13 protein-coding genes are annotated in these 14,425 nt (G+C 38.5%); 4 read left to right on the plus strand and 9 right to left on the minus strand.

From position 1 onward, the window contains the following. Nucleotides 1-97: 97 nt before the first annotated feature. Together P4V41_RS01860 and P4V41_RS01865 are read right to left on the minus strand one after the other, a co-directional pair. Nucleotides 98-1,411, minus strand: a complete 1,314-nt coding sequence (locus tag P4V41_RS01860) for an ABC transporter permease (protein ID WP_328083157.1) — start codon at nucleotides 1,409-1,411, stop codon at nucleotides 98-100. After that, nucleotides 1,395-2,099, minus strand: coding sequence for an ABC transporter ATP-binding protein (locus P4V41_RS01865; protein WP_328083158.1), 705 nt, complete (start codon nucleotides 2,097-2,099; stop codon nucleotides 1,395-1,397). The genes P4V41_RS01860 and P4V41_RS01865 overlap by 17 nt, the downstream gene beginning before the upstream one ends. 157 nt (nucleotides 2,100-2,256) lie before the next feature. On the opposite strand from P4V41_RS01865, the gene P4V41_RS01870 reads away from it, so the two are divergent. After that, nucleotides 2,257-3,894 (plus strand): M20/M25/M40 family metallo-hydrolase, encoded by a 1,638-nt coding sequence (locus P4V41_RS01870; RefSeq protein ID WP_328083159.1) that lies wholly within the window; start codon nucleotides 2,257-2,259, stop codon nucleotides 3,892-3,894. Between the two features lie 18 nt (nucleotides 3,895-3,912). Here P4V41_RS01870 and P4V41_RS01875 read toward each other — a convergent pair whose 3' ends face one another. The 3 genes from P4V41_RS01875 to P4V41_RS01885 form a co-directional block, all read right to left on the minus strand. After that, nucleotides 3,913-4,677, minus strand: a complete 765-nt coding sequence (locus P4V41_RS01875) for a DUF4931 domain-containing protein (protein ID WP_328083160.1) — start codon at nucleotides 4,675-4,677, stop codon at nucleotides 3,913-3,915. Nucleotides 4,678-4,748: 71 nt separating this feature from the next. Beyond that, nucleotides 4,749-5,405, minus strand: coding sequence for a hypothetical protein (locus tag P4V41_RS01880; protein ID WP_328083161.1), 657 nt, complete (start codon nucleotides 5,403-5,405; stop codon nucleotides 4,749-4,751). Nucleotides 5,406-5,409: 4 nt separating this feature from the next. Continuing rightward, on the minus strand, nucleotides 5,410-5,964 hold the full coding sequence (locus P4V41_RS01885) for a sigma-70 family RNA polymerase sigma factor (RefSeq protein WP_328083162.1): 555 nt from the start codon (nucleotides 5,962-5,964) through the stop codon (nucleotides 5,410-5,412). 357 nt (nucleotides 5,965-6,321) lie between these two features. Here P4V41_RS01885 and P4V41_RS01890 point away from each other — a divergent pair, with 357 nt between their 5' ends. Further along, nucleotides 6,322-7,638: a murein hydrolase activator EnvC family protein gene (locus P4V41_RS01890; protein ID WP_328083163.1), complete on the plus strand. Its 1,317-nt coding sequence runs from the start codon at nucleotides 6,322-6,324 to the stop codon at nucleotides 7,636-7,638. Between the two features lie 177 nt (nucleotides 7,639-7,815). On the opposite strand, the gene P4V41_RS01895 is transcribed toward P4V41_RS01890, so the two are convergent. The 4 genes from P4V41_RS01895 to P4V41_RS01910 form a co-directional block, all read right to left on the minus strand. Continuing rightward, on the minus strand, nucleotides 7,816-8,592 hold the full coding sequence (locus tag P4V41_RS01895) for a protein-glutamine gamma-glutamyltransferase (protein WP_328083164.1): 777 nt from the start codon (nucleotides 8,590-8,592) through the stop codon (nucleotides 7,816-7,818). Between the two features lie 64 nt (nucleotides 8,593-8,656). Further along, a complete protein-coding gene (locus P4V41_RS01900) occupies nucleotides 8,657-9,607 on the minus strand; it encodes an ABC transporter permease subunit (protein WP_328083165.1) in 951 nt (316 codons plus the stop codon). Between the two features lie 99 nt (nucleotides 9,608-9,706). Beyond that, nucleotides 9,707-10,729, minus strand: a complete 1,023-nt coding sequence (locus P4V41_RS01905; protein ID WP_328083166.1) for an ABC transporter permease — start codon at nucleotides 10,727-10,729, stop codon at nucleotides 9,707-9,709. Next, nucleotides 10,726-11,583 (minus strand): ABC transporter permease subunit, encoded by an 858-nt coding sequence (locus tag P4V41_RS01910; protein ID WP_328083167.1) that lies wholly within the window; start codon nucleotides 11,581-11,583, stop codon nucleotides 10,726-10,728. The genes P4V41_RS01905 and P4V41_RS01910 overlap by 4 nt, the downstream gene beginning before the upstream one ends. Before the next feature lie 133 nt (nucleotides 11,584-11,716). On the opposite strand from P4V41_RS01910, the gene P4V41_RS01915 reads away from it, so the two are divergent. Both P4V41_RS01915 and P4V41_RS01920 read left to right on the plus strand, forming a co-directional pair. Next, nucleotides 11,717-12,544, plus strand: a complete 828-nt coding sequence (locus tag P4V41_RS01915; RefSeq protein WP_328083168.1) for a hypothetical protein — start codon at nucleotides 11,717-11,719, stop codon at nucleotides 12,542-12,544. A 393-nt stretch (nucleotides 12,545-12,937) separates the two neighbouring features. Continuing rightward, nucleotides 12,938-14,395: an NAD(P)/FAD-dependent oxidoreductase gene (locus tag P4V41_RS01920; protein WP_328083169.1), complete on the plus strand. Its 1,458-nt coding sequence runs from the start codon at nucleotides 12,938-12,940 to the stop codon at nucleotides 14,393-14,395. The last annotated feature ends 30 nt before the right edge of the window (nucleotides 14,396-14,425 follow it).

Consider the following 14,425-nt stretch of genomic DNA (forward strand, 5'->3'; position numbering starts at 1 on the left):
CGATTTTGATTTAGAGTTATCCTCTAATAATAGCTAATCCATTTTGATTAGTTATACAAAAAAACACCAGCCGATTTTTACATCGGCTGATGCTCCCTTATACATCTCTTCTTAATGCTTTTAGTACATCAACTGTGGTAGCTTTTGCTGCAGGGCGCCACCCAGACAGTAAAGTTACGCTCATACAAATCGTAACGGCGATTACAGTCAGACTCCACGGTATATAAGATAAAATAAAATCTTCAGGTGGTTTTTCGTTCAGAAACTGTTCAACGATGATAGGAAGCGCGAAATTGACACCATAGCTGATGAGATAGGCTAATATTGTTCCTAAACCCACTCCCCATAATCCGATATATCCACTCTCAAGAAGGAAGATGCGTTTGATCGTTTTTGGTGTAGCACCAATTGCTTTCATGATACCAATGTCTTGCGAACGTTCCGTTACAGCCATCGTCATCGTATTAAATATTCCGATAGAAGCAATCAGCACAGCAATACCACCGATAAATATCAAGCCTGCTTTAAACAATGTAAAATAGATGTTCAGTTCTTTAAGTTCACTTACAACAGAATAAGTAAGATAACCTTTATCTTTAATCTCTTCCGATACTGCTTTAACATCTTCGGCTGATGACGTATATACTTTAACAGAACTATAAGAATCGTCACTGTTCTTAAGTTCAGGATCTATTTCACTCAATAGAGGCATCACTTCACCATGTAGATCATCCGTAATCAGCACCGAACTGTCTATTATCCATTCTTTATTAGGCTTCTTCTTAATACCTACAACTATGACTTTCACCGTTTTTATCTGTGTTTCTGTTTTGATTTCCGGATTATCTACCTTCATATGATAGGTTAATGTTTTATTTAACAAATCTCCATCATAAGCTAATTTCTTCATTTTCTTTTGTGCCTCTTCTTCACTCATTCCTTCCGTGAAGTTTTCAGGCATCTCTTTTCTTAATTCTTGAGCAAAATGGTACCCGATGACGATCTCATTTTTATCTTTAGGCATTCTACCTTTTTCAAGTTGCAATCCAGCTTTTCTCTCAGAAGGGATGTTTGCGCTACTTACGTCAGCATACCCTGTGTATTCTCCAAGTGACAGTTCATTCGCAGGTACATATTTCTTTCGGCTAACCGCTTTAACATTCTTAATATCTTGGAGTTTTTTCACGTCTTCCTCAATCAAAGGACCGTTTTCACTCTGTATTTCAATCTCATTCATCAATCGATAACTCATCACATCATCAACTGCAGTCTTATGAATCGCAAATCCTACTGAGGCGAGCATGATCAAAAAGGCACACCCCATCGTAGATGCTAGGATTGTCATCCATACACGTGTTTTGTTTCTTTTCATATTGCTTCTTACAAATCGATGTTTATCTTTGAACTTCATGAAGCTTGCTCCCTTCTCTCAAGTAACCGTCTCTGATCTCGACTTTTCGATGAGCGATAGAAGCTACTTCATGATCGTGTGTGATGATTAAAAACGTAATCCCGTCTTTTTCATTTAACTCTTTAATAAAGTTTAATAGCTCTTTCTCATTCTCAGAATCAAGACTTCCTGTTGGTTCATCTGCCAAGATAAGTGGCGGATTCAGAATCAGTGCCCGTGCTATACTCACGCGTTGCTGCTGACCTCCCGAAAGCTCTCCAGGATAATGGCTTTGATACTGTTCTAGACCAACTCTCTTTAACATCTTTATCGTTTGTTCTCCTCTATCTTTCTCACTAACTCCCTTTAGTACCAATGGTAGCTCTACATTTTCATAAGCTGTCATACTAGGAATCAGCTGAAAGCTTTGAAAAATAAACCCTAGATGCTCTAGTCTAAATTCAGCCCACTTCGATTCAGAAAATCCGCTAACTTGTTTTCCATCGATGATAATCTCTCCTGTTTGCGGCCGGATAAAACCAGAAATCAAGTTTAATAGCGTCGACTTTCCTGATCCGCTTCTGCCCACGATCGCTACGATTTCACCTTCTGCTACATGTAGATCAACATGATGAAGAACAGGTACAATATTCTCTTTTTCTTTTTTACCGATTTTAAAAGCATATGATAAATCACTTACAGAAATCATTCTAACACCCCTTTCGTCCTATGTGTACTACTCGTTATAATACACATATATCATTTCTGTTAATAATCTGTCAATACATTCCAATAACTTTTTAAAGAAGGATTTATAGGGAAAGAAGAGTATAGGTAACAAAGGCATACATCTAGGAGGTACACCTATGTTAAAGTGGCAAACAAAAGAAGGATACAAGAAATTGTTGAAAGACCTCGTTTCTATTCCCAGCATTACCCATCATGACGGAGAATTATTTATGGCCGAGCACCTTCACCATACGCTTTCATCATTAGACTATTTCACGAAGCATCCTGATTACATCCGCCATCATCCTCTTCCAGATGGTCGAAAATTGATCACCGCATTTGTACAGAACGATCCTTCTATCAAAGAAACCATTATTTTGCTCAGTCATTTTGATGTTGTTTCAGTTGAGGATTATGGTGAATGGAAGCATCTCGCTTTCCGGCCAGAAGAACTGACTGACAAAATCATTGAAAATAAAGACCTGCTACATTCTTTTGTTCAGGATGATCTGAATAGTGGAGATTGGCTTTTCGGCCGCGGCATCATGGATATGAAAGCTGGCGTCGCTCTTCATATGTCCATGATCGAAAAAGCGACAACCGGCCATTTCAAAGGAAACGTTCTCATGATTTCTGTTCCAGATGAAGAAGTACACTCTGAAGGTATGCTTGCGGGTGTGAGCGTCTTACGGCAGCTTCAAGAGGAGTATGATATAAAGTACATCACATGTTTAAACGGAGAACCTAGTTTCACAAAATATCCAGGAGATACAACTTCTTATATGTATACTGGTTCAACAGGGAAGATTCTACCTGGTTTTCTCTGTTATGGTAAGGAGACTCACGTAGGCGAGCCACTAGCAGGTATGAACGGGAATGTGATGGCCGCTGAGATTACGAGAGAACTAGAATGGAACGTCGATTATGTAGAGAAATTTCGTGATGAGGCTACTCCAGTCCCAACGAATTTAATTCAAAAAGATTTAAAAGATCACTACTCTGTCCAGATTCCCCACGCTGCTGTAACGCTCTTTAACCTTATGCTTTTTAATCGATCGTTATCGGATATTACTGAAATGTTAATAAGTAGCGCAAAGAGCGCAGCGCTTAGATTAGAAGATCGGCTCTTTGAAAGAAGCAAAAACGTTGCTGAGATCGTACCATTCACTCCGAAAAAAGAGAGTATTAAAGTACTTACCTTTAATGAACTATATGAACACGCCGTAACTAAATATGGACAAGAAGAACTTGATCGCAGAGAGAACATGCTTCAGACGAACAATCCAAATGCGGATGAAAGAGAGCTGACGATACAATATGTATTTGAGCTAGCAAGTCTTTGCAGAGACATTTCTCCGATGATCGTCTTGTTCTACACACCGCCTTTTTATCCTGCTGTATGTTCAAGCGACCACCCGCTCATTAAAGCTACGTCGGACAAGGTAGTCAATCATGCAAAAAACACATTTAATAGCGAGCTCGTTAATGTCCATTATTTTAGCGGCTTATCGGACTTGAGTTATATTGGGTTTCACGGGGATTCTCGTGATCTTTCATCTTTTACGAGTAACTTCCCATTACTAGGATCTCGCTATCATATTCCATTTGATGATATGAGAGAGCTAGATATTCCTGTTATTAACATTGGACCACTTGGAAAAGATGCGCATCAGTGGACAGAACGACTCGAGATCAACAAAGTAGTGGACGAAACACACCCGTTAATCATTTTTGCGATGGAAACGCTATTTAATCAAGCAAAAAACCAGATCTGAGGAAAGATCTGGTTTTTCTTATGCTTTAAAATATATATCTTTAATGCTCTGAGCAATTCCTTCTATATTATTCGCTACTTGCTGTACCCCGTAGCCCATATAAAGTGGTGACGTTACAAAACGAGGCATGATCTTGCAATATGTCTTTTCGTTCTGTTTATAAAAGAAAAGGTTGTAACTTGTGCAACTTCTATGAAAATGATTCAGCAAAAAATGTGCACCTGCTTGAATACAGTCCGCGAATAAAGAAAGTTCAGCGTCTTTTTCCCAAATAACATTCAGTTCATAAAAACCAACTCTTGGTTCAGTTGATACAGTAAACCTTACCCCTTCTTTTTCTAGGATAGGCAATCCTTTAAACTGGTTTTCGGAAAAATCATGAAGACAATCTACCTCGTTTAATCCAATGATCTGCATATGAGGATGGCGAATCGTTCCACCCGATAATGGACCGTGGTTCTTAAAGAACATCACCGACTTGTATTTGTCGCTGTTCAACATGTTATGCCAATGTTTTAGCCCAAATCGTAGGACGCTGTAGAGATGACCCTTACTATAATTGGATAGTTCCCCTTCACATTCATCTGTTTCAATCAAGACAGTTTGAAAGGCACCATCTAGAACGGTATATTTATTTTTAACTAGAATAATTGAATCTTGCTTATCTAAGACTTCCTCTAGCTCATCAATACGACAAAACGGACAAGGCGTTTCTTTATTTCTTATACTATTAGGCTTTTGAGCTCCTACTTCTGTAAAAAAATTAATGTGTGTTTTTTTCATTCTCTTCACCGCTTTTGCTTGTTTCCTATCTGTTTTCTAGCTGTTTCAATGAAAACCTTTTAACAGGTTGTTTAATTATATCCAGAGATACGTTCCCATTTCAATATTCCATCATGCTTGTTGATAGAACCAAGCCATTCAAAGTTTTGTTCAACGTGCATCAGTTGCCTTAGCATGTCATCTTCAGATTCTGTTGTTGTATAGACCTTTACATTAACATAGTTCCATAGCTCTCCCAAATTCTTTTGCACTTCGTAAGGTTCGTTTAGTGTAAGATGTGATACTTCCTTTAAATATGATTCAGTAAGAAATATTTGCTTCTCTTGTGAAAGATTTTCCGGAAACGTGATGAAAACGTTAAGAATATCTTTCTTTTGATCGGCCACCACTCCTGAGATTTTGTGATGGTTTCGCATATCATGCCTAGCTTTTGTTAAGATCGCTTGATTCGCATATGGTATTTTTGCTATAGATTGAGCTTCTTTTTTCTCATGAAGCGGAAATGGCATGCTTTCGGCAAACTGTATGAATATAAAGATGAACGCTACGCCAAGTGCCAAACTTAAACTTTGATGAAACCAGTGATACCAAATGCTTTTTGGTGCAGGAGGCTTGTGGAGATCCCTTGTTCTCTGAAGAACTTTCTGTCTATGTTCCTCTTTAAACGTTATTGTTCTCATACGGCCGTTGTTCAAAATTTCAGGCAGCTGCTTGAAAGGATCTTCCATGATCTCACCTACTCTTCTCCAGTTTTCGACGCAACATTTCTCTTCCACGCTGCAATAATGTTCTGATTGTCGTTTCTTTTTTATTTAAAATTTGGCTGATTTCGCATACGGTTAGTTCTTTATAATAGAAAAAAAGAATAACTTCTCGGTATTTAAGAGGAAGGGTTAAGACTTGTTCGGCTAACGCCTCATGTTCACTTTTTTGAACGAGTGAAAGTTCTGGCGTTAGAACAGAGGATGGTCTCGACTTTCCGAACCGGTCCATTACATGGATGTATTTTTTCCAACCGCTTCTTAAATAATCTTTACACAAGTTAACAGTAATGGCATATACCCATGTTTTAACTGAGGAATCATTTCTAAAGTTGTCTTTATGTATATAACATTTCACAAATACTTCTTGTGCTAAGTCCTCTGCCAATTTTCGGTCCTTAACATACGTATATGCTAGTCTTATTACTTTATCTTGGTAAACATCCATAATCTGTATGATCCACTCTTCTTGGCTGAGAGAGCGAGAATCAATGCCTTCGTTATTATAGCTCCGATTGATCTTCAAGAACTTCCCCCCTTTAACAACACCTATCTATATGACGACTGACCTTGATATTTTTACTCATTTTTTCACATTCATTGTAAAAAACTGAGCCTCTATTAAACTTACTTTCTATTTAATCTTGTAATAAATCACCATTCTATATACCTACTCTTTTATTCGATTACCCCGCTGATTTTACCTTTTTATTTCCTAATACAGACAAATCTCTACAGGATTGCCGTCGAAATATGTTTCAACGTGTAATATTTTGAAATATAAATGTAATATTATTTCGCGATAACTGATGATTAATCAATGGTATAATCACTTCAGTAAAGAAATTGGCAACATTTGCACTTACAAGGAGGAGTACCCATCTTGAAACGTAAGCTAGTTATGGCTACACTGTCTCTCAGTCTAGTATTTAGTACATATACGGTATCGGCAGAAACTCTGTCTTCTATTAAAGAAAAAAAAGAAAAGAATCGCTCTGAGCAAACGGAAAAGCAGAGTGAGTTAAAAAAGAATCAAAATCAGCAAGATCATACGTTAGATCAAATTCAAAAATTAGAGAGTTCTATAGACAAGACTGTTAAAGATATTGGAAACAAAAAAGAATCTATCCAAGAAACGAAAGCTTCTATTGAAAAACTAAAAAAAGAAATTGATGTTCTTAAAAAGAGAATCAAAGAACGTGATGCACTTCTAAAAGAACGCGTAACTTCCATGTACGAAAGCGGAGGTGCGGTAAATTATTTAGATGTGGTATTAGGTTCTAAAGATTTCGGTGACTTCCTTGATCGCGTGTTTGCACTAAACGTGATTGCTGAACAAGATAAAGCCATCTTAGAAGAACACAAACAAGATAAAGAGTCTGTTGAAAAGAAAAAAGGACAAGTTGAAAGTGAACTCTTGTCTTTAAATACAGATTTAACTGAGCTAGAAGGGTTAAACCAAAAGCTAACGGATCAGAAAAAACAGAAGAATGCGCTTCTTGCTCAACTAGAGACGGAAGAAGACCATCTACATGATCATATTATGCAGCTGGATGAGACGAACGAACTTCTTTCCGCACAAGAAGCAGCGATTAAAGCTGAGATCGAACGTGCGAAACGTGAAGAAGCTGAACGTAAAAAGAGAGAAGCTGAAGCAAGAGCTGCGGCTGCAGCTGCCGCGGAAAAAGCTCGTGAAGAAGCAGCGGCTAGAGAGAAGAACAAATCCAACTCTGGAGGTTCTGGATCTTCGCCTTCACCTACTCCACCGCCAGCACCAACTCCTGCTCCAGCGCCAGTGAGTCGTGACTTTATCATGCCTTCACAGGGATTCATCACTTCTGGTTTTGGTAACAGAAGCGCGGGCATGCATTACGGAATGGATATCGCTCAAGGCGGAAGTACTGTTCCTATCGTAGCAGCAGCATCTGGAACGGTAACGAGAGCTTATTATTCGAGCTCTTATGGAAACGTTGTGTATATTACGCACTATATTAACGGTCAGCTGTACACAACTCTATATGCACACATGAGATCTACACCTGCTGTTAGCCAAGGTCAATCTGTATCTCAAGGGACATTCTTAGGCTACCAAGGTAACACAGGTGCCTCTAGAGGACAGCATCTGCACTTTGAATTGCACAAAGGCCCATGGAACGGCTCAAAATCAAATGCAGTCGATCCTAGACCATACCTTCAATAATTCCATATGTAAAATACAAAAGACGCAGAGATTACAATTCTCTGCGTCTTTTTGTATGTCTCAATCCTATAAGGTGTTGCTTTGGGGTGGCTCATCGCACGCCCGTTCCCCCGAAAAGCAAGCGCTTGAATGTCGATCAACCTCTTTTAAGCCTTTTCTATAGAATTAAAACGAACTTTATATAACTCCACCAAGCAGTCTTCGAATTGGATGACGTGTGTATTCCGACATTAGTCGATAGTTTGGCCTTATGATCTCCGCTGTTAAAAAAGCTGAAACCGTTGCGCCAGGCATTCTTTTTTGATTAAGTACATCGATAACCTCACCAATTGTTCCTGTTCCGATGCCATGACCAAAAAATTGGCCGTTTCCAAGGTCGATTAGGTTTTCACCTTGCCATTGAGGCGTATTTGGGTGATGTTCTGGATTTTTAACATATCTCACATCTCCCGGTAACGAATCGCCACTAGGCACAGCAATAATCTGTAGATCTTCATCATGTTCCGTACTGTAGAGAAGCAATCCGTTAAACAATTGATCAAACATACCCGCTCCAATTGTTTCAAGAATCGCTTTGTACATCATGATCATAATAGCTGTTGTGCATTCGAACCCGTACCGTTTTCCATTGATAAAAATATCTGAGATGGCGTCAGAAGGACGGGCATCTGATCGAAGCAAAAAACCGCCATAAGCTGTTCTTCTCCAATATTGCGGATTACAGCGCGCGTTTACGAACGTCGCAAACCCTGCTCCGCTGTCACGCATAGCATTTGCAGCTGCTACAATATTTGTACGCATGACCACTTCAAATAAATATTGATGTGGACTTGTGTAATAAAATGATTCTCTGGATTTTTGAAGCTTTTCGCCTACTTCTTTCTGTTTAGGTGTGAGCGCGTTGAAACCAGAGATTTGAGCCGTTTTTACTGGATACCCATTAACAAAAATCATTTCTCTCCCCCCTGTCTGCACAGGATATTACATAGTATGGCGAGAAGAGAAAAGTGGTGTTTTTTTAAGCGCCTCTCTTATGCAGGAAATTGAAAGGTGATCTTGATTCACTCACGAATTTTTGTTTTCCTGACACACGATTATCTTTCACTTTTTTATGATGTCTCGTTTGCAGATGATGTTGAAAACCTTCACCAATCAGTTGAAAAGCATAAATGGCGATACCGAACATGATGATCGGACCGAGTGCGATAGAGGGATTCACAGTAATTAGATTATAATAATCTCCAATGAGACCAGACCATTTATTTGACAAAGATACTGGTGGATCGGGTACATCAGGATTATAATCCACATCAGTTCCCCCAAAGAAAAGCTTAAAATAACCTAGATGCATAAATATTATCAACAACTGAACACATTGTTGACACCACACGATCACCAACTTTGGAAGCAAGTGTGGAATTACATGCTTACTGAAAATCCTCCACTTGCTTGATCCTAAAATACGTGCACTTTCAATAAAGTCTTCCTTCAGTATAGAAGCAAGAATGTTTCCAATGGTTGAACCTAACAATGGTATTACGAGGATAGTTAAGATCAATACCTCAAGCCAGATACGCTGATTGAAAGAGTAAATAAAATATTCCTCCCATCCAGGCATCCTTAATTGTTCCCATAATACAGGTGTTAAAAGGAAAACAGCAATGATGGTTAAAGGAATAAAGTAGAATGAACTTAAAAATTGGTCAAGTATCCTTCTTATCCGATCTGGTACAAAAAAGGCTAAAGGAATGGAGAGAACAAAACTACATATGATTCTAAGAAAGGAAATCCCAAGAACACTAAGCAATGTAAACTTCGCTCCTTCAAGAATTTTCATACCTATGTCATAGCCTAGTGCATCAGTCCCAAACGGAAACATCAATGAGGGTTTATATGGAGCAGAGCTTATTGGTATACCATTCTCATCATAAATAGCCTGAACTTGACGAATCTTACTATCAAAGCTCAACTCAAAAATAATACTAGATAGAATAAGGACAACAATGATAGTGAGACCTATCCAAAATTTATAATTTTTAATTATTGGATTATCCTCCTTTAATTAAAATTAAGCGCCTCTTTTCTCTAAGAAATCAAATAATGAGAGACGTTCATTATTCATTTTTCGATCCTCAGACAAGCTAACATCTTTCTTCTTTTTGAAACGCCTTGTTTGAAGGTGTTTTTGAAAACCTTCACCTATCAGCTGAAATGCATAGATTGCGATACCAAACATGATGATTGGACCTAGTGCGATGTAAGGATTGGCATGAATCTGAGTGTAATAGTCGCCAACAAGACCTGACCACTCATTTGACATTGATTTTGGTGGATCGGCCATCATCGGGTTAAAATCAATATCCGTCCCTCCGAAAAACAACTTTAAATAACCAAGATGAGCAAAAATAATCAACACTTGCACGCACTGCTGACACCAAACAATAGCAAGCTTTGGAAGCATGTGAGGGATTACATGCTTCTTAAATATGCGCCATCTAGATGCACCTAACAATCTTGCACTTTCAATAAAGTCTTCTTTCAATAGTGAAGCCATCATGTTCCCAATCATCGAACCTAGCAGTGGTACTACGAGCAACGTAAGAATGATAACCTCAAGACTTACTCTTGCAAAAAACGAATAAAGGAAAAATTCTTCCCCTTGAGCATTCAGCTGCTCCCTTAAAATGGGACTTAATATAAAAACGGCGATGATTGTAAGTGGAATAAAATAAAACGAACTAAGAAGCTGATCTAAACCTTTCCTAATCTTATCTGGTAGATAAAAAGCAAGAGGAATAGCCACTATAAAACTGAAAAGAACACGAAATATACCGATTGCTATAACGGCAATTAAGGTGAATTTTGCACCTTGGAGCACTTTATCGCTGATGTCATATCCAAGTGGATCTGTTCCTAGAGGAAACATGAGAGAAGGGTCAAAAGGTGCACCGCCTATCAGGTTCTTCTGATCATCATAAAGCAGCTGAACTTGACGAACTTTGCTATCAAAAAACAGTTCGAAACCTAAACTTGAGAAGATGAACACGATTAATATAGAAAAACCTATCCAAAATTTCATACTACGAATCATGCCAATTCTCCTCTCTTCGTAAAATGCAGAATGACCCATTCGAAAAGAGCGTACAAAATAAAAAATGGAATGACGAGAAGAATGAGACAAGCTGCAAGCATCTCTGGTCTAAAATCACTATACATATAATGTGTGATTCCATGGATGTTAAAAATGATCTCAACAAGAAGCAAGTTAGAGATCATAAACCATAAAACTGTTTTTGAAAAATGGAAGATGCCCTCGCTCGTATTTCTCGTAACATGTACAACAAGAACGTATATTCTTCGCATTCCTTTAGCTAAACTCATCTCAACATATTGTTTGCCAAGCTCTTCTTCAGCAAGAAGTATCATCATCTTATAGAAGTAAACAAAAGGCAGAATCATCAAACAAACAATAGGTACGATATAGATTCTCTCTTCCGACCCCATTGCAGCCACATTCGAAACAAGAACTCCTGTCTTCTTAAAAATAAGCACAATCCCCATCTGTACGAGTGCAAAAACAAGCAAATCTGGCAGTGATTCTAAAAAGGTAAGTAGATTCTTAACAGTTCCCCTTATGAACATGGGCAGCATTAGCGTGACCCAGGTTAGCAATTGTGCCATACAAAAGGCTATTAACAGTGCTCCGAAAAGTATGGTCAGTGAATAAAAATAAGGTGACCATATATCATCTAAAAATAATCTGTGCTTGCCTTGGTTGATGTAAGTCATTTCGTTCAATTGAAAGATATCTTTGGACACAACTTTAATTTTATTGAAATACATACTTACATCCTTGTTCATGATCAACTCCGGTAATCCACTGATTAAAATAATGGAAATGATAGTTAAAACGAGTTGCAGTAAAAGTTTTTTAACAATCTTCATAACGTTCCCCCTCTTCTACTCATTTAGACGTTCGAACCCTTAATTTTCATTCACTCTTTTACTTTCGGAGGATAAAAAGGACAAAACAATCCATATTAAGGAAGAGAAAAACATACGGAATTGAGGACTGACTATGTGGAATAAGATTATGACTGGAGTTCTATTAACTGCTTGTTTTAGCTTCTTCTTTCCCCTCGCCTCTGAAGCAAAAGAACCCCTTACTTATTTCCCTATCGTAAAAAAGGGGGAGGTTATAGAGTGGGAGAAAGTAAACAAACTCCTTCCTAAAGGCGCTACATTTAAAGTCGTGGATTTAGAGACCGGCTTTTATTTTCAAGTACAAAGAAGAGCAGGCAATAAGCATGCTGACGTACAACCGTTGACTCGTGATGATACAGCTGTTTTAAAGCATCTATATAACGATAAATGGAGCTGGAATCGACGCGCCATATTAATTCCCGTAAAAGGCAAGATGATCGCTGGCAGCATGCATGGGATGCCTCATGGAGCAGGTGCATTAGAAAACGGATTTCCAGGCCATTTTTGCATCCATTTTTTAGGTAGTTCAACACACCGTTCACGCAATATTGATCCTTCTCATCAATTTATGATCTTAAAAGCTGGTGGACAATTATCCAAATACGCAGCTGGAGCAAGCGCAAAACAAGCTGTTTCTATGTTTTTAGTTGGTATGAAACAACAAGACATTAAAATAGCCACACCTGTCCTCAACAAGACGATGCTAGAAGATTCAACCGTTACAGATCTATTCAAGGGAATCACAAGCATGCAGTATGAAATCAGGTCCCCAAGCTCCAGGTATCCTCCTGTTGTAAGAACCGAAATAAGAGCAAGAATAAAAAAGTACGATGATAATGGATTACAAACGGATACTTTTACCTTTTTGATGGAAAGAAAATCGATGACAGACGGCTGGAAGATTATGAAGATCAGATTCTAAAAACCTGAAGGAGCTTTTTCTTTAGGTTTTTTTTTTACTGTTTTCGTAAACTTTGTTGCTTTTGGGAGTGTTGATTTCCGTTCTAGGCTGCTCGCTTTCCACGCGGCAGGCGGTGAGCCACATTTTGGCGTTTCACTTTTAAGTGTCTCACCTGTCTAGTTGCAGTGGCTAGCCCATCAAGATTCATCACTTGATTTACAATAAGATCTTATTTACTGATTTACGGCTAATCCTCTTATCAAATCATCTCTCAAGATCAAAAAACACGAATAAAAATATATTTTTTTATTTAATTGTTCGTATTTTAGTTGAAATTCGGTTTAATAATTGTTATATTTACCAAGGGAAAAAACAATTCAAGAAAAATTACCAAGTATTTCAAGGGGGATTATTATGAATACCCATTATGATGTAATTGTTGTTGGCGCAGGTCCTGCAGGGATCTTCACGAGCTATGAACTAACGAGACAGCTTCCTGATGCAAAGATTTTATTAATAGATAAAGGACATGACATCTATGCGCGTTCGTGTCCAATTTTAGAGAAAAAGATTCAAAAATGTCCACCAGCAGCAGGTAGAAAAGAATTTGCGGGTTGTTTACCAGCTTGTTCGATAACGAACGGTTTTGGAGGAGCTGGAGCTTATTCGGATGGAAAGTTCAATATTACGAGCGAATTTGGTGGATGGATGACAGATTATCTTTCAGAAGAACAAGTGGTTGAACTTATTAAATATGTAGATGATATCAATTTAGAGCATGGAGCCACAGATTCCATTACAGACCCTCTTACACCAGAAGTAAAAGATATTGAAAAGCGCGGTTATGCAGCTGGCTTAAAGCTTCTAAGAGCTCAAGTTCGTCATCTTGGTACAGAACAAAACCTTGAAATACTTAAAAGCATCTATGAGTACTTAAAAACACGTATTGAAATGAAATATAAAGCTGAGGTTGAAGATCTCATAACAGAACGAACAGCAGAAGGATATGTAGCAAAAGGAATCCTTCTAAAAGACGGAACATCTCTTACATCCGAGAAAGTTGTTATTGTTCCTGGCCGCGATGGTTCAACTTGGCTTACGAAAATCCTTAAGAAACGACGTATAAAAATGACAGCTAACCAAGTCGATATCGGTGTTCGAGTTGAAACTTCCAACTTAGTGATGGAAGAGATCAACAAGCATCTTTATGAAGGTAAATTTGTCTTTAATACATCGGTCGGTACGAAAGTAAGAACGTTCTGTTCCAACCCATCCGGACATGTAGTCGTTGAGAACCATTCTGGTATTATGCTTGCGAACGGTCACGCTTATAAAGATCCTAAGCTAGGAAGTGAGAACACAAACTTTGCGCTGCTCGTATCACATCAATTCGCTGAACCGTTTGATCAGCCAACTGAATACGCTCACGAAGTTTCTAGACTTGCGAACCAGCTTTCTATGGGAGGACTTGTCGTTCAGAAATATGGAGATATCTTAAAAGGGCGTCGCTCTACGGATAAGCGTATAAAAGAAGGTTTCCTTCGTCCAACATTAAAAGAAGCTGTTCCTGGCGACCTAGGGCTCGTGCTTCCTTATAACACGATGAAAAGTTTGATCGAAATGACTGAGGCATTAGATAAAGTAACACCAGGCATCGCATCAGAACACACTTTGTTCTATGGTGTAGAAGCTAAGTTCTATTCTGCACGTCCAAAGCTAGATGATAAGTTTGAGTCAGAGATCAATGGACTCTATGTTGGTGGGGATGGTGCAGGGATTACGCGTGGTCTCGCCCAAGCGAGTGCATGTGGCGTATGGATCGCTCAAAACGTTGCAGCTAAGATAAAAGAAAAGACACCTGCGTTGGTTTAAATAAAATCAAAAAATGCCTTAGGATTCTGA

The organism is Fictibacillus nanhaiensis (assembly GCF_036213205.1).
Taxonomy (GTDB): domain Bacteria; phylum Bacillota; class Bacilli; order Bacillales; family Fictibacillaceae; genus Fictibacillus; species Fictibacillus nanhaiensis_E.